This is a genomic window from Plantactinospora sp. B6F1 (assembly GCF_040120695.1).
Taxonomy (GTDB): domain Bacteria; phylum Actinomycetota; class Actinomycetes; order Mycobacteriales; family Micromonosporaceae; genus Plantactinospora.
This window is the reverse complement of sequence record NZ_JBEEAC010000047.1, coordinates 21,945-37,737: the sequence shown is the minus strand read 5'-3', so window position 1 is coordinate 37,737 and position 15,793 is coordinate 21,945. Positions and strand designations below refer to the sequence as shown.

Here is a 15,793-nt window from a genome sequence, read left to right as displayed (position 1 = left end):
GTACCGTCCCGCGGGTCACGGCCGGCCGGGGTCACCGGCCGGCCGCCGTGATCCGGGCCCCGATCGCGTCGAGGACCAGGTCGAGCCCGAAGTCGAAGCGGTCCAGCGCCCGTCGAAGGGTGTAGGGGAGCGTGCTGTCGGAGACCGCGAACGCCCCCGCCGCACCGAGTGCGTCGAGCCGGGGAAACCGTCCGGCCATCCGTTCGGCCAGCAGCGGGGCGCGCCGTTCCCACCACTCGTCGTCGGTGCTGCCGGTCTGCCGGGGCGCCTGTTCGGCCTCGACCACCGCCGCCGCCGCGCCCCTGGTGTACGACTCGACGGCCGCGACGCAGGACGCCACCTCGATCGCGGCCAGGCCGTACCCGTCGAGCAGCGCCAGTGCGGCGTCATAGCGGGTGATCACGTGCGGGCCGAAGACGGTGCGCGACGTCGCCACCTGGAGCAGCCAGGGGTGGGCCCGGAAGGCGGCGAGGTCGGCGGCGGCCAGCTCACCCAGTCCGGCCCGCCAACCCGCGTCGGCGCGGGGCAGGGGCTGGCCGGCGGCGATCCGGTCGACCATCAGCTCCAGCAGCTCGGCCTTGCCCGGCACGTAGGTGTAGAGCGAGGCGGCACCGATGCCGAGCGTCTGGGCCAGGGCCCGCATCGACAGCGCGGCAGGTCCGGCGCGGTCGGCCTCGGCGATCGCCGTGTCGACGATCCGGGTCAGGTCGAGCCGGTGTCGCGGCCCGCGTCGGGGGACGGGCGCACCGTCCCAGAGCAGCGCCATCGTGCGCGCCGCGTCGCCGCGCCCCGGGTACTCCATTTCAGGCCCTCTCGCCAGCATTACTCCGAACAGCGTACGATGTTTGCGTGCCCACCGAACTCGCCATCCCCGGCCTGCCCTGCCGAGACCTGGACGACGTCCTGCCGTTCTACACCGCCCTCGGTTTCGAGGTGACGTACCGGCAGCAGCGTCCCAACCCGTACGCCGCCGTCCGGCGGGGCGGGATCGAACTGCACTTCTTCGCCGTACCCCAGTTCGACCCGGCCGACTCGATGGGAAGCGTGGTGCTGCTCGTCCCGGACACCGGCGAGTTGCACACCGCGTTCGCGGCAGGGCTGCGGGCCGCGTTCGGCAAAGTGCCGGTCGCCGGGATTCCCCGGATGACCCGGCCGCGTCGCCGCCAGGGCACCGCGGCCGGGTTCACGGTGGTCGACCCGGGCGGCAACTGGCTGCGGATCAGCCGGCACGGCGACCCGGACGAGGCCAGTACCAGCGGTACTAGCGGCACCGGGGACGGCGGGAGCGCCGGTGCCGACGGCTCCGGCGACCGGACCGGACCGGGAGGCCGGCTGACCCGGGTGGTGGCCACCGCCGCCCGGCAGGCCGACTCGCACGGCGACGAGAGCGCCGCGATCCGGGTACTGGAGAACGGCCTCGCCCGGCACGCGGACGCGGCACCCGCGCAGCGGCTTCCCGCGCTGGTCTACCTCGCCGAACTGCGCTGGCGCACCGGCGATCCTGAGGCGGCGGCCCGGCTGCTCGCCGAGGTCGACGCGGTGGAACTCTCCGCCGACGAGCGTGCGGCGCTCGCCACCGACCTGGCGACCGCCGCCGAGATCCGCGCCGAACTGGACCGCTGACCGGCGGTGCTGGCGGCGCCGGGAATACCGGTCGCGGCTGGCGGCGTTCTCGCCTAACGTGATCGCCATGTTCGGCACGCTCGGCTCTGTGCGGCCCGCAGGGTTCCTCCTGCTGGGCCCCGCCGCCGTGTGCCTGGCGTCGTCCCACCCTGCCGCGCTGCCGGTCCAGCCGATCCAGCCGAACCGGCTGGATAGCGGCGCGCGAGGCTGACCCTCCTCCCGCACCAGCAGAACCCACGGAGGAGGGTGGCCCGGATCCCCGGTGCCGCCCTTTCCTGGCGCACCGGATGCGCGGTTCTGGCGCGGTCTCCCTTCTCGCGGTCTGGCACCCGCCCGCGCTCGTCGCCCGCCGACCCGTCTCTGCAATGAGGACATTCCGATGGCCAAGAGCCAGTTCGTACGCACCAAGCCGCACCTCAACATCGGCACGATGGGACACGTCGACCACGGCAAGACCACGCTGACCGCCGCGATCACGAAGGTGCTCGCCGACCGGGACCCGGCGGTCAACCGGTTCGTCGCCTTCGACGGCATCGACCGGGCGCCGGAGGAGGTCGCCCGGGGCATCACCATTACCATCGCGCACGTCGAGTACGAGACCGCCACCCGGCACTACGCGCACGTCGACATGCCGGGCCACGCCGACTACGTGAAGAACATGATCACGGGGGCGGCGCAGGTGGACGGGGCGATCCTGGTCGTCTCGGCGCTGGACGGCGCGATGCCGCAGACCCGGGAACACATCCTGCTCGCCCAGCGGGTCGGGGTGCCGTACCTGGTGGTGGCGCTGAACAAGGCGGACGCGGTGACCGACCCCGAACTGCTGGACCTGGTCGAGCTGGAGGTGCGGGAGCTGGTCAGCGAGTACGGCTTTCCCGGTGACGAGGTGCCGGTGGTGCGGGTCTCCGCACTGCGGGCGCTGGAGGGCGACCCCGGCTGGGTCAGGTCCATCGCGGACCTGCTCGACGCGGTCGACCGGTACGTCCCGGTGCCGCCGCGCGAACTCGACCGGCCGTTCCTGATGCCGATCGAGAACGTGCTCACCATCTCCGGCCGGGGGACCGTGGTGACCGGAGCCGTCGAGCGCGGCTCGCTGCGCGCCGGTGACCCGGTCGAGGTGGTCGGGCTCGCCCCGACCCTGTCGACCGTGGCGATCGGGCTGGAGACCTTCGGCCGGTCGCTGGAGTCGGCGCAGGCCGGGGACAACGCGGCCGTACTGCTGCGCGGGGTCAAGCGCGACCAGGTGCAGCGGGGGCAGGTGGTGGCTCTGCCGGGCAGCGTCACGCCACACCGCCGGTTCACCGCCCAGCTCTACGCGCTGACCACCGCCGAGGGCGGTCGGCGTACGCCGTTCCACGCCAACTACCGGCCGCAGTTCTACTTCCGGACCACCGACGTGGTCGGCGCGGTGGACCTGGGCGAGCTGCCCCAGGTCGCCCCCGGCGACACCGTGACGATCACGGTCGAGCTGGGCAAGCCGATCGCGATGGACGTCGGGCTCGGCTTCGCCGTCCGGGAGGGCGGCCGGACGGTCGCCGCCGGCACGGTGACCGCCCTGCTCGACTAGGCTCCACCGGCAACTCGGCCGGGTTCGTCGACCAGGGCGGCTCAGCCCGGGTCTCAGCCCGGTCTCAGCCGGGGTCTCCGGCCGGGACCTCAGCCGGCGGTCCGCTCGTCGGACCGCCGGCTGATCCGGACCAGCCGGTCGCCGTCGGGCGTGCGGAAGTAGAGCACGTACCGCCCCGAGCGGCGTCGCCGCACGAGCTGGGCGTCGAGCAGCACCCGCAGGTGCCCGCCGACCGAGCCCAGCCCGTGCCCGGTCGCCGCGACCAGCCCGGTGGTACTCGCCGGCGACTCCAGCCGGGCGAGGATCTCCGCCCGGACCGGGCCGAGCAGTCGGCTCAGTGCCGCCGGAGGGGCGCCGTAGGCCGGATCGGCCAGGATTCCCCGGCACGGGTAGACCACCGTGTGTCGGTCCGGACGGTCGGAACCGACCCAGCCCCGGGCCGACGTACTCGGCACGAAGAGCAGCCCGGCGTCGCCGAGGTCCACCGGCGGCAGGTCGTACGTGTTGATCTGCAGCCGGCCGTGCCCCAACCAGCGCATCCCCGGTCGCATCTCGTCCAGGGTGGCCGCCCAGCCGCCCGAGCTGAGCAGGTGGGTCCGGGACACGATGTCGGCCTCGAAGAGTCGCTGCCGGCGCGGCCAGTCCGGGCGCAGCGTGCGGGTCCAGACCCATTCCAGCAGCTCGGCGACGCGTTCCGGCAGGTCGGCGCCGCCCAGTTCGGCCGGGAGCGGCGCGTCGAGGCCGGCCTGCAGGTCGGCCCGGGCCGTCCCGGCCGGCGTCTCGCGGATCCGGCGCAGCTCGCCGGCGAACGTCACCTCGGCGTCGCCGGCCGGCGCGCCGACGAAGCCGGCCGGCGTGCCGAGGAAGTCGGGCAGCCAGCGCGGCGGGAAGGCGGCCCGGACGAACGCCGCGCTGAACGGGTCGCCGGCCAGCCGGGACCGGTACGCGGCCGAGTGCGTGTCGAGCCAGGCCCGCTGACCCGGGAGCGTCGGATGCCCGCCCAGCGCCTTGAGGGCCGCGACAGTCTCGACCAGGGGCGAGACGGCGAACCGGCTGCGGGCCAGCACGTCCGCGTCGAGCAGCCAGAGCCCCACGACCACCTCCGGTTTCGTCTCCAGGTGAAAAGGTAACGGCTCGCCGGACGGTCCACCCAGACTGCTGCCGTGCGAACCTATCGACAGTTGTTCCGGGTCCCCGAGTTCCGCCCGCTCTTCCTGGCGACCGCCGCCCAGGTCGCGGCGGGCACCGTCAACGGGCTCGCCCTCGGCACCCTGGTGTACTCCGCCACCGGGTCACCGCTGCTCGCCGCGCTCAGCCTCTTCGGCCCCTCCTTCGCCCAGATGCTCGGCGCCACCACCCTGCTCTCGATGGCCGACCGGGTGCCGCCGCGCGCCGCGCTGGTCAGCGTCACCCTCTTCCTCTGCGCCGCCACCCTCACCATGGCGCTGCCCGGAATGCCGATCGGGGCCATGTTCGTGGTGATCGGGCTGATGGGGCTGGCCGGCTCGATGGGCGGCGGGGTCCGCTGGGGACTGCTCGGCGAGATCCTGCCGGACGGCGGCTACCTGCTCGGCCGGTCGGTCATGAACATGTCGGTCGGAGCGATGCAGATCACCGGCTTCGCGCTCGGCGGTGCCCTGCTGGCCGTCGTCGCCCCGCGCCAGGTGCTGCTGATCGGCGCCGACCTGTACCTCAGCGCCGCCCTGGTCGCCCGGTTCGGCCTCACCGGCCGCCCACCGAGGGCCGCCGGCCGGCCGTCGGTGCGGCAGACCTGGCAGGTCAACGCCCGGCTCTGGGCGGCACCCGCCCGCCGGTACGTCTACCTCGCGCTGTGGCTGCCGAACGGGCTCGTCGTCGGCTGCGAGGCGCTGTTCATCCCGTACGCCCCGGAATCGGCCGGGGTGCTCTTCGTCGCCGGTGCCCTCGGGATGCTCGCCGGAGACACCGTCGTCGGCCGGTTCGTCCCGGCCCGGTGGCGGCAGCGGCTCGTCACGCCGCTGCAACTCTCGCTCGGGGTGCCGTACCTGCTCTTCGCCCTGCCGATCCCGCTGCCGGTCGCCGCGCTCGCCGTGGCGACGGCCTCGGCCGGATTCGGCGCCGGGGTCCTGCTCCAGCAGCGCCTCGTCGATCTCACCCCGGGTCAGATGCGCGGCCAGGCGCTCGGACTGCACTCCTCGGGGATGCTGACCATGCAGGCGGTGGCGGCGACGCTGGCCGGCACCGTCGCCCAGTACCTGCCGGTCGGGATGGCGATGACCGTGATGGCGGTGCTGTCCCTGCTGGTCACGCTCCTGCTCCGCCCCGGACTGCGCGTTCCGGCCGAGGCTCGTACCCCGGAACCGGCGCCGGTGTGACCGGCCGCCGGCTGCCGGCTGCCCGCCTCGCCGGGGCGTCGGGGCGGGCCGCTCGACGGCGGCTCGACTAGGGTGGGAACCCCCTCGGTGAAAGGAGCGCGATGGTCGGCGTACGGCGGCGGCTGGTCGGCGTGGTCACGGTGCTGGCGATGGTGCCGCTGGGTCTGGCCGGCTGTAGCGTGTTCGACGGGCTCGTCGGGCAGGGCGCCGAGCCCACCCCCACCCCGGACGAGGGCCCGGACCGGGCCCGGGAGCGGGTGCAGGCATATCTGGACGCGATGAAGGCGAAGAGTGTCGCGGATGGCCGCGAACAGCTCTGCGAGCCGCTGCGGGAGTCCTTCGACCAGGCGGCCACCGGCCCGAACGGCGACTTCGCCAAGCACTTCTCGGTCTCGGCGGCGAAGATCACCGATGTCCGGGCCAACGGTGCCGACCAGGATGTCAGCACCTCGATCACGGTGAAGGTCGGTGGCAAGACCAGCGCGACCAAGGTGCTCTTCACGGTCGCCCGGGCCGACGGGCAGTGGTGCATCGCCAAGGAGGCGATCGGCGGCCACACCCCGGCCCCGTCCGGCTCCCCGACCGAGCCGACCTGATCGCTCGCCGATCGGGCCGGCCTGATCGCCCCGGTATCGCCGGATCCCCGGCCCGCCCGGGCGCCTCGGGCGGGCTCCCACGCTTCGGACGGGCATACCTCGCTCCCGGCATCGTGCGGGTTCCGCCGTACGCTTTCAGACATGCGCCATGAGTGGCACCAGTTGAGCTACCCCGCGGTGGGCAACACCGCGCTGCAGACCAGCCGGCCGACCGAGGACTCCGCCGAGGACGAGGCGCTCGGCCTGGACAGATGGCGGGAACTGCCCCGGGCCCAGACACCGCCGTGGCCGGATCCGGCGGTGGTGGACGAGGTCTGCAAGATCCTTCAGAACGTGCCCTCGATCGTCGCGCCCTACGAGGTCGACCAGCTCCGGCAGCGGCTGGCGCTGGTCTGCGAGGGGCGGGCGTTCCTGCTCCAGGGCGGCGACTGCGCCGAGACCTTCACCGACAACACCGAGAGCCACCTGCTGGCCAACGCCCGGACGCTGCTGCAGATGGCGGTGGTGCTGACGTACGGGGCGTCGCTGCCGGTGGTGAAGGTGGCCCGGGTGGCCGGGCAGTACACCAAGCCGCGGTCGCTGCCGACCGACGCGCGAGGGCTGCCGGCGTACCGGGGCGACATGATCAACTCGCTGGAGGCGGTGCCGGAGGCACGGATCGCCGACCCGCAGCGCATGATCCGGGCGTACGCGAACTCGGCCGCCGCGATGAACATGCTCCGGGCGTACCTCGCCGGAGGGCTGGCCGACCTGCACGCCGTGCACGACTGGAACAAGGGCTTCGTCAAGAACTCCCCGGCCGGCGAGCGCTACGAGGCGATCGCCCGGGAGATCGACCGGGCGCTCGCCTTCATCCGGGCCTGCGGGCTGACCGAGGAGGAGGCACTGCGCACCGTCACCCTCTACTGCTCGCACGAGGCGCTGGCCCTGGAGTACGACCGGGCGCTGACCCGGGTCTCCGACGGCCGGGCGTACGGGCTGTCCGGGCACTTCCTCTGGGTCGGCGAGCGCACCCGGCAGATCGACGGGGCGCACCTGGACTTCATCTCCCGGATCGCCAACCCGATCGGCGTCAAGCTCGGCCCCACCACCACCCCGGACCAGGCGATCGAGCTGTGCGAGAAGCTGAACCCGGAGAACATCCCGGGCCGGCTCACCCTGATCAGCCGGATGGGCAACGGCCGCGTCCGGGAGGTACTGCCGCCGATCGTGGCCAAGGTCACCGCGGCCGGCGCCAAGGTCGTCTGGCAGTGCGACCCGATGCACGGCAACACCCACGAGTCGTCCAACGGCTACAAGACCCGGCACTTCGACCGGATCGTCGACGAGGTGCTCGGCTACTTCGAGGTGCACCGGTCGCTGGAGACGCACCCGGGCGGCCTGCACGTCGAGCTGACCGGCGAGGACGTCACGGAGTGCCTCGGCGGCGCGCAGGCGATCGAGGACATCCACCTGCCGGACCGCTACGAGACCGCCTGCGACCCCCGGCTCAACACCCAGCAGTCGCTGGAACTCGCCTTCCTGGTAGCGGAGATGCTTCGTGGCTGACGACCCGATCTCCCGGCTCGTCCCGTTCGGCGCCCGGAACGCGTCCCCGACCCCGGACCCGGACCGCCCGGTCGACCTCCGGTCCGACACCGTCACCCGACCCACCGCAGGCATGCGCGCCGAGATGGCCGCAGCCGAGGTCGGCGACGACGTCTACGCCGAGGACCCGACCGTCAACGCCCTCGAAGCCGAGGTCGCCGCCCTCTTCGGTCACGAGGCGGCCCTCTTCGCCCCGACCGGCTCGATGGCCAACCAGATCGCCATCCAGCTGCTGGTGCCGCCCGGCGAGGAACTGCTCTGCGACGCTGACGCGCACGTCGTGACGTACGAGATCGGCGCGGCGGCCGCGATCGGCGGCGTCTCCACCCGGACCTGGTCGCCGGCCGGCGCCGACCTCGACCCGGAGGTGGTCGCGGCGATGATCCGACCGGACGGCTACCACGCGGTGCCGACCCGGGCGATCGCGGTCGAGCAGACCCACAACCGGGGCGGCGGCGGGGTGATCCCGCTGGCCACCCTCGGTGAGCTGCGCCGGGTCGCCGACGACGCCGGGATCGGACTGCACTGCGACGGCGCCCGGATCTGGCACGCGCACGTCGCCGACGGCGTGCCGCTGGCCAGCTACGGTGAGCTGTTCGACACCCTGTCGGTCTGCCTCTCCAAGGGGCTCGGCGCGCCGGTCGGTTCGTTGGTGGTCGGCAGCGCGGAACGGATCGCCCGGGCCCGGGTGATCCGCAAGCGGATGGGTGGCGGGATGCGCCAGGCGGGGATCCTCGCCGCCGCCGGCCGGTACGCGCTGCGCCATCACGTGCGGCGGTTGGCCGAGGACCACGCTCGGGCGGCCCGGCTGGCGGACGCGCTCGCCCCGTTCGGGGTGCTGGCCGGTCCGGTCCGCACCAACATCGTTCCGCTGGACCTGACCAAGTGCGGGATCGAGGCGGCCGAGCTGGCTGCGGCGGCCCGGGACCGGGGCGTACTCGTCTCGGTGCTCGGCCCGCGCGCCGCCCGGCTGGTGACCCACCACGATCTGGACGACGCCGGAGTGGAGCTGGCCGTCACCGTGCTCACCCAGATCTTCCGGCGCTGACCGAACCGGCCGCCGGGACCGCGGCCGGCAGGGATCGCTGCCCTGCCGGGATCGCGGCCGGCAGGGATCGCTGCCCCGCCGGGATCGCGTCCGGAGGGGATCGCGGCCGGCAGGGATCACACCCCGCCGGGATCGCGGCCGGACGGGTCGGCGGGTCAGCCGCTGGTGCGGGTGAAGTGCTGGTAGTCCGGGGAGCGCCAGCCGCCGCCCCACTGCCAGCCGGCGGCGGCGAACGCCTCGACCAGTACGCCGCCGCGGACCGCCATCCCCGGTCGGTAACCGGAGCGGTCCCGGTACGCCACCCCGGCGGGCGGCAGGACCCGACCGCCGATCAGGTACGGATTCTCCGCCGGGTTGACGTCGATCGCCTTCCCGTACGCGTGCGCGGACCACTTTTCCGCGCCGGTGGTGACCGCCCGGCGACAGTTGAAGCCGGAGGTGTTGTCGTCGGCCATCGAGCGGTCGTCGCTGCCGGCGTACGCGTCGACGGGCTGTAGCCGCCGGATCGGGAAGCGTTCCCGGTAGAGGGTGGCGAAGATCTCGACCACCTCGGCGGCGACCGACCGGTGCACGACGATCGTGCCGACCCGGGGTCGGCCGTCGAAGTCCCAGTAGCCGAGCCGGATCCGCCGGAGCTGCTCCGGCCCGACCGGGCAGCCGGGCCGCCAGCTCGCGCCCAGGTCGGCGGCGGTGACCGTGGAGATGTCGTACGCGAACCCGGAGAGTGCGCCCGGCGGATCGCCGGGGCGGGTCGCCGTCGGCCCGGACGGGGTGGCCGGGGCACCCCCGCCACCGGCCGAGCCGGTCGACCGACCACCGGCCGCGCCGGTCGCCGGGTCGCCGGGCGTGCCCGTCGAGTGGCTGCCGCAGCCGGCTGCCGTGAGCGCGGTCAGCAGCCCGGCCAGCAGCATCCCCCGCACACCCCGTCTCACCGCCGCCACGCTACGCCGTCCAGATCCTCCGCCCCACCGGGAGAGGGGCCGGAGTCAGGGGCGGAGGCGCTTGAGGGTGGCGATGTCGTCGGCGTGTCCGTGATTCTCGCTCGGCGTCTCGACGACCACCGGGATGCCGGCGGTCGCCGGATGGGTCATCAGCTCGGCGAAGGCCGACTCGCCGATGCTGCCCTTGCCGATCGTCTCGTGCCGGTCCCGGGTCGAGCCGCACAGGTCCCGTGAGTCGTTGGCGTGAATCAGCCACAGCCGCTCCGCGCCGATCGCGTCGACCAGCGTGTCCAGCGTCTCGCGCATGCCGCCCTCCCGGGCCAGGTCGTGCCCGGAGGCCCAGGCGTGACAGGTGTCGAAGCAGGCGCCGAGCCACGGGTGCCAGTCGACGGCCGCCAGGTACGGCTCCAGGTGCTCGACCCGGGAAGCCAGCGACCGGCCGCCACCGGCGCTCGGCTCCACCAGCAGCTTCGGCCCGCCGCTGGCGGCAGCCGAGTCGAGCAGCGGTAGCAGCCCCTCGCGTACCTGACGCATCGCCGCCTCGGCGTGCCCGGCGTCGACCGCACTGCCGGCGTGGAAGACCACCCCGGCGGCACCGATCGCGGCGGCCCGGTCCAGCGCGTGCGCCAGGGTCGCCACCGACCTCTCGACGGTCGCCGGGGTGGGCGAGCCGAGGTTCACCAGCAGCGACGCGTGGATGTACGCCACCAGCCCGCGTTCCGCACAGCCGGCCCGGAACGCCGCGTCCTGCCCGGGGTCACCCGGGGGCAGCGCCCAGCCCCGCGAGTTGCCGACGTAGACCTGCACCACCTCCGAACCGACCGCGTCGGCGTACGGCAGGGCCGCCCTGGCCAGCCCGCCGGAGGTGGGCGTGTGCGAGCCGACGGGCCGGCTCGGCGCGACCCGGCCGCCGGACCCGCTGCCGGAGGTGGCGACGCGCTCAGAGGCGGATTCAGAGACAGGTGAGGACAACCTGGGTCCCTGGCGGCACCGGAGTGTTCTCGTTCGGGTTCTGGATCCGCACCGTCCCGTTCGGGTTGAGCTGCACCGCGACGGCCAGACCCTGGCCCTCCAGGAGCTGCTTCGCCTGCTGGCAGGGCAGGTCGATCACCCGGGGCATGTTGATGGCCGGTGGTCCGTTGCTGACCTCGACTTTGATCTGCGCGTTCTTCACGACGCCGGAGCCGTCCGGCGGGGTCTGCGCGATCACCTGGTCCTTGGGCTTGTCGGAATCCTTGTACTCCTCGCTGAGCTTGAGGCCGAGTTCCTTGATGATGTTGCGTACCTCTTTGATGTCCTTGCCGACCAGGACCGGGACGCTGATCGGCGCCTTGCCCTTGCTGACGATAACCGTGATCTTGTCGCCCGGCTTGACCTCGGTGCCGACCTTCGGGCTGGTGGCGATCACCACGCCCTCCGGCAGGTTGTCGTCGTACCGGTCGGTGCCGCGGGCCATGACCAGGTTCGCGTTCTCCAGGTCGAGCTGGGCAAGGTCGAGGGTCTTGCCGACCACGTCCGGGACGGGAAAGCGCTCCGGGCCGAGGGAGAGGGTGAGGGTGATCGTGCCGCCCCGCTGGATCCGGCTCGTCGACTCGGGATCCTGGGCGAGCACCTTGTCCTTGGCGATGTCCTCGCTGTAGCGGGGATCCGCGTACTTGACCTCGAAGCCCGACCGTTCGGCCCGGGCCTCCGCCTCCGTCCCGGCCAGTCCGGCCAGGTTCGGCGTCTCGGTGTAACGGCCGAACGCGAACCACCAGCCGGCCATCCCGATCACCAGGGCGAGCGCGACCACGGTCACCACAACCGGGACCCGGCCGGCGAAGAGTCGCCCGCCGACCTCGCGGACCCGGCCGAGGAAATCGGAACCGGAGCTGGCCGCCGCGCGGCGGCGGTGCGGGGTGCTGCCTTCCCGGGGCTGGTCGGGCAGGCGGGCCCAGGCCGGTCGCTGCGAGGGTTGTACCGACGAGACGACCATGGTCGGCTGCTGCACCACCATGGTCGGCTGGTCGACGGCGGGGATCTGCCGCAGTACCGCCGTGTTGGCGTTGGCGACGGTGCCGAGGTCGTCCCGGACCACCTGGACCGCGGCCTGGAACGCGCCCGCGTCCGTCGGCCGGGCTCCCGGGTCGCGCCGGGTCGCCCGGCGGACCAGCTCGTCGAGGACCGGCGGCACGCCGGGAACCAGCCCGGACGGCGGTGGCACGTCCCGGTCCACGTGCTGCCAGGCGACGTCCACGGCGCGGTCGGCATCGTACGGGACCCGGCCGGTGAGCATCTCGAAGAGCACGATCCCGGCGGCGTAGACGTCGGTACGCGGATCGGCGCGGCCCTCGGTGACCAGTTCCGGTGCCACGTAGGCGACCGTGGCCATCAGCTGGTTGCCGCCCTCGGTGTCGGAACTCGCCTCGACCGCCCGGGCGAGCCCGAAGTCGGCGACCTTCACCACACTGTCGACGAGGTTGCCCGCGCCGCCACTCGGCGCCTCGGCAACGAGCACGTTCTCGGGTTTCACGTCCCGGTGCACCAGGCCGGCCCGGTGCGCGGCGCCGATCGCGGCGAGCATCTGCTCCATGATCGCGAGCGCCTCGCTCGGGTTGAGCCGCTTGCGCTCCGCCAGGATCTCGCGCAGGGTCCGGCCCCGGACGTACTCCATGACCAGGTACGGCAGGCCGCCGTGGGTGCCCTGGTCGTAGACGGCCACCACGTTCGGGTGGGTCAGCCGGGCGATGGTCTTGGCCTCGTCGGTGAACCGCTCCAGGAACCCGGCGAGCTGTACCTGCGCGGCCTGCGCCTGGGTGGGGTGAATGATTTTGATCGCGACCGTACGGTCGAGCCGCTCGTCGATGGCGGTGTAGACGGTCGCCATCCCACCACGGGCCACGCGACCGCGGATGCGGTAGCGTCCGTCGATCAGCGAGTTCAGCAGCGTGTCGGCGACCTGTATGTCCATCGGCAGGCAGTCTATGTCTCCAGGGGGCAGGGGCAGAACAGGATGCCACAGCCGACACCGAAGCGAGAACTTCGTGTTGCCGTTCCGCGCTCGACGGAGATCACTTTTCGCGGGATTTGCCGGTGTCGTCCTGCTCAGGCGTGGTGCCGGCGCCACTAGCGGGGGAGTCGGGGAGCCGTTCGCCCGGCCCGGCGGCGGCGTGGCAAGGTGAACGGGTGACCGAATCCTCACCCGCCGACCCGCAGCCGACCGAGCCGACCGGCTGGCTGAGCCTCCCGGACGTCGCCGAGCGCCTCGAGGTGTCGATCAGCAAGGTGCACCAGATGATCCGGGACCGCGAACTGCTGGCGGTCCGTCGGGACGGGACCCGGGTGATCCCGGCCGAGCTGGTGGCGAACCGGACCGTACGCAAGCACCTGCCGGGCATCCTCACCCTGTTGCACGACGCCGGCTACGACGACGAGGCGGCGTTGCGCTGGCTCTACCTGCCGGACGACACCCTGCCGGGCACCCCGGCGGCGGCGCTCGGCGACGATCGGGCCCGCGAGGTCAAGCGCCGGGCCCAGGCCACCGGCTTCTGAGCGGATCCGGCCGGATGGAGCGATTCAGCTACCTGGCGGTGCTCGCCGGGTGCGTCGGCGCCGCGCTGTGGCTGGAGCCGGTCCTGCGGGTCAACGTGCTGCGGCGGTGGCGGCGGTTGCTGCTCACCCTGCTACCCGTGGTGGTGCTCTTCGCGCTCTGGGACCTGGTCGCGATCGCCGCCGGGCACTGGACCTTCGACCCGGCGCAGACCACCGGGGTACTGCTCCCCGGCGACCTGCCGCTGGACGAATTGCTCTTCTTCGTCGTCGTACCCTGCTGTGCTGTCCTCGGCTTCGAGGCGGTCCGCGCCGTGCTGCGCTGGCCGGCCGGTGACGAGTCGCCGATTCTGCCAGGCCGCTCAGGTGGAGGCCCGAGCCACGACGAGTCGCCGTGAGCTACACGGTGGCCGCCCTACTCGGGGTGGCCGGAGCGGTGCTGGTCGACCTCTTCGCGCTGCGTACCCGGCTGCTGCTCCGGCCGGTGTTCTGGGCCACGTACCCGATCATCGTGTTCTTCCAGTTGATCTCCAATGGCATCCTGACCGGCCGGGACATCGTCCGGTACGACCCGGACGCGATCCTCGGCCCGCGGTTGGCGTACGCGCCGGTGGAGGACCTGCTGTTCGGCTTCGCCCTGGTGTTGCTGACCCTTGCCGTATGGGTCCGGCTGGGCCGGGCCGGCATCCAGCGGACCCCGGCCGCCGGGCAGGGCGCCGCACTGCTCCGGCTGCTCGACCGGCGACGGTCCGGCCTCCACCGGGAATCGCCCGGGACCGACCGGTCCGGCCTCCACCGAGAATCGCCCGGGACCGACCGGTCCGGCCTCCACCGAGAATCGTCCGGGACCGACCGGAGGGACTCCGGCGGGCGTCAGCGTCGGGACCGGGACCGCCACCTCCGGTAGGCCACGGCGGTGAGCACCGCCACCAGGGCCACGTCGAAGAGGGCACCGGGCAGTTTGGTCAGCACGGCCAGCCCGAGTCCGCCGGGCAGGACCAGGAAGCTGAGCACGATCACCGCGACCGCGACCCGGTGGACCTGGCGCCACGCGCGGAGTCCCGCCGCGAGCACGGTGACGGCGATCAGCCCGTACCACGGGTAGAAGATCGGGGAGAGCAGGGCGAGGGCGGTGAAGGCCAGGCCGGTGAGGGTCACCAGGCGACGGCGGGCGCGGGTCGGGTCGGGTGCCGCGACGGCCTGACCGGCCCGGACCAGCAGGGCCGCGATCGCCCCGGCCAGCGCGACGAAGCCGAGGAGCCGGGCCGCCGTCACCGCGGCATCGACCGCATCCGGCTGCCCGGCGAGCCGCAGCAGGTAGCCGGCCGCCATGCCCAGCCCGGTCGGTACCGAGGTCCACTGCACGAGCCGGCCGGTGTCGGAGAGGGCGGAGATCCAGCCGAGGTCGAGCCCGGTGGCCCGGGTCACCGCCGCGAACGCCAGGACCGAACCGGCCGATCCGGCGGTTACCGAGGCCGCGATCTGCCGACGATCGGGGAGTACGCCGGGCCGGACCGTGATGATCAGGAGGGCGAACGGCAGTGCCACGATCGCAGTGATCTTGATCGCGACCGCCAGGCCGAGCAGTGCACCGGTGATGAACCCCGCCCGACTCGCGCCGAGTCCTCCTGGAGCGGCACTGAGCCCTCCTGGAGCGGCACCGAGCCCTCCCGGAGCGGCACCGAGCCCCGCCCGGCTGGCACCCCGCCGGAGGCGCATCATCGGCGTGCCGAACGCCGACGGTCCGCCGGCCGCCAGGGACAGCGCACTCACGACCAGCCCCAGCACCAGGGCGTCGTTGTGTGCCCCGCCGACCGCGTGAACCAGCACGAGTGGGGAGACCAGGCCGAGCCAGCAGGCCTGCACCGGGTCGAGACCACCGGCCCGGGCCAGCCGGGGCAGGAAGCCGGCGACGAGTACGACGCCGGCCAGCGCCTGGACCCGGAGCAGTGCGACGGCGACCAGTAGCTGGCCGTCGGTGGAGGTGCCGACCAGCCTGGCCACCGCGACCGCCCCGCCGGCAAGGGCCAGCGCCAGCGGACCGTACGGGCTCGGGGTGTCCCGCCAGAGCGCGGGTACCGCGTCCGACCAGACGCATCCGCCCGGCAGCACCCCGACGGCGTACGGGTCGACGGCGTCGAGCCAGAGCGCGCCCTGGCAGGCGTAGGCGTAGGCGTCCCGGCTGGCGATGGGGGGTGCGACCAGCAGCGGAGTCGCCCAGAGCAGCCCGGTACGCAGCAGCCACCCCAGTGGCACGCTCGCCGGCCGGCGCCGCACCCGCGCCCCGAGCCGCCACCAAATGCCCGCCAGCGCGGCCAGTCCGGCGACCCAACCGGCCAGGCCGAGCCAGTAACCCCAGGTGTCCGGCGCCGCCGCCTCGACGGGACCCGTCAGCGGTGCTCCCGCCCCGTAGGCACCGGCCGACAGCGTGGCACTTGCGGCCAGTCCGGCCAGCCGGAGCCGGTTGGGTCGCTCCGGGGAAGGCAGCTCGCCGACGGGTCGCACGAGAACAGCATCCCCAGTCCCGGGTGGTCCGGGCCGGCGGTTGC

Annotated in this window: 15 protein-coding genes; 9 read left to right on the top strand and 6 right to left on the bottom strand. The window is 73.4% G+C overall.

Going from position 1 to position 15,793, the window contains the following annotated elements; translation table 11 throughout:
- Positions 1-31: 31 nt before the first annotated feature.
- Positions 32-802 (bottom strand): TetR/AcrR family transcriptional regulator C-terminal domain-containing protein, encoded by a 771-nt coding sequence (locus ABNF97_RS31785; RefSeq protein ID WP_165436592.1) that lies wholly within the window; start codon positions 800-802, stop codon positions 32-34.
- Positions 803-849: 47 nt separating this feature from the next.
- Between ABNF97_RS31785 and ABNF97_RS31780 the strand changes: the two genes are divergently transcribed.
- Complete coding sequence (locus tag ABNF97_RS31780) at positions 850-1,623, top strand: DUF8817 family protein (RefSeq protein WP_130460734.1); 774 nt, start codon at positions 850-852, stop codon at positions 1,621-1,623.
- A 379-nt stretch (positions 1,624-2,002) separates the two neighbouring features.
- A complete protein-coding gene (tuf, locus tag ABNF97_RS31775; RefSeq protein ID WP_130460733.1) occupies positions 2,003-3,190 on the top strand; it encodes an elongation factor Tu in 1,188 nt (395 codons plus the stop codon).
- 89 nt (positions 3,191-3,279) lie between these two features.
- On the opposite strand, the gene ABNF97_RS31770 is transcribed toward tuf, so the two are convergent.
- Positions 3,280-4,284, bottom strand: coding sequence for an ArsR/SmtB family transcription factor (locus tag ABNF97_RS31770; protein WP_349340778.1), 1,005 nt, complete (start codon positions 4,282-4,284; stop codon positions 3,280-3,282).
- Positions 4,285-4,353: 69 nt separating this feature from the next.
- Here ABNF97_RS31770 and ABNF97_RS31765 point away from each other — a divergent pair, with 69 nt between their 5' ends.
- From ABNF97_RS31765 to ABNF97_RS31750, 4 genes are all read left to right on the top strand, one after another.
- On the top strand, positions 4,354-5,544 hold the full coding sequence (locus ABNF97_RS31765) for an MFS transporter (RefSeq protein WP_130460731.1): 1,191 nt from the start codon (positions 4,354-4,356) through the stop codon (positions 5,542-5,544).
- A 101-nt stretch (positions 5,545-5,645) separates the two neighbouring features.
- Positions 5,646-6,140, top strand: a complete 495-nt coding sequence (locus ABNF97_RS31760) for an Rv0361 family membrane protein (RefSeq protein ID WP_130460730.1) — start codon at positions 5,646-5,648, stop codon at positions 6,138-6,140.
- 141 nt (positions 6,141-6,281) lie between these two features.
- Positions 6,282-7,688 (top strand): class II 3-deoxy-7-phosphoheptulonate synthase, encoded by a 1,407-nt coding sequence (locus ABNF97_RS31755; RefSeq protein WP_349340777.1) that lies wholly within the window; start codon positions 6,282-6,284, stop codon positions 7,686-7,688.
- Between the two features lie 7 nt (positions 7,689-7,695).
- A complete protein-coding gene (locus ABNF97_RS31750) occupies positions 7,696-8,775 on the top strand; it encodes a threonine aldolase family protein (protein ID WP_502930580.1) in 1,080 nt (359 codons plus the stop codon).
- A gap of 155 nt (positions 8,776-8,930) precedes the next feature.
- On the opposite strand, the gene ABNF97_RS31745 is transcribed toward ABNF97_RS31750, so the two are convergent.
- From ABNF97_RS31745 to pknB, 3 genes are read right to left on the bottom strand one after another with little or no spacing between them, the layout of a single operon-like run.
- On the bottom strand, positions 8,931-9,707 hold the full coding sequence (locus ABNF97_RS31745) for a M15 family metallopeptidase (RefSeq protein WP_349340775.1): 777 nt from the start codon (positions 9,705-9,707) through the stop codon (positions 8,931-8,933).
- A 54-nt stretch (positions 9,708-9,761) separates the two neighbouring features.
- Entirely contained in the window at positions 9,762-10,688 is a 927-nt protein-coding gene (locus tag ABNF97_RS31740) for a deoxyribonuclease IV (RefSeq protein WP_349340774.1), read from the bottom strand.
- Positions 10,669-12,666 carry a Stk1 family PASTA domain-containing Ser/Thr kinase gene (gene pknB, locus ABNF97_RS31735; protein ID WP_349340773.1) on the bottom strand — a complete coding sequence of 666 codons (1,998 nt, stop codon included), beginning with the start codon at positions 12,664-12,666 and terminating at the stop codon, positions 10,669-10,671. Before pknB ends, ABNF97_RS31740 begins: the two co-directional genes overlap by 20 nt.
- Positions 12,667-12,881: 215 nt before the next feature.
- Between pknB and ABNF97_RS31730 the strand changes: the two genes are divergently transcribed.
- Genes ABNF97_RS31730 through ABNF97_RS31720 form a run of 3 tightly spaced genes read left to right on the top strand, consistent with a single transcriptional unit; the run spans position 12,882 to position 14,151 of the window.
- On the top strand, positions 12,882-13,247 hold the full coding sequence (locus ABNF97_RS31730; RefSeq protein WP_349340772.1) for an Rv2175c family DNA-binding protein: 366 nt from the start codon (positions 12,882-12,884) through the stop codon (positions 13,245-13,247).
- A gap of 14 nt (positions 13,248-13,261) precedes the next feature.
- The gene (locus tag ABNF97_RS31725) at positions 13,262-13,642 is read left to right on the top strand and encodes a lycopene cyclase domain-containing protein (RefSeq protein WP_349340771.1); all 381 of its coding nucleotides are present in this window, start codon (positions 13,262-13,264) and stop codon (positions 13,640-13,642) included.
- Positions 13,639-14,151: a lycopene cyclase domain-containing protein gene (locus ABNF97_RS31720; protein WP_349340770.1), complete on the top strand. Its 513-nt coding sequence runs from the start codon at positions 13,639-13,641 to the stop codon at positions 14,149-14,151. The genes ABNF97_RS31725 and ABNF97_RS31720 overlap by 4 nt, the downstream gene beginning before the upstream one ends.
- Here ABNF97_RS31720 and mptB read toward each other — a convergent pair.
- Entirely contained in the window at positions 14,118-15,749 is a 1,632-nt protein-coding gene (mptB, locus tag ABNF97_RS31715) for a polyprenol phosphomannose-dependent alpha 1,6 mannosyltransferase MptB (RefSeq protein ID WP_349340769.1), read from the bottom strand. The genes ABNF97_RS31720 and mptB overlap by 34 nt on opposite strands.
- Between the last annotated feature and the right edge of the window lie 44 nt (positions 15,750-15,793).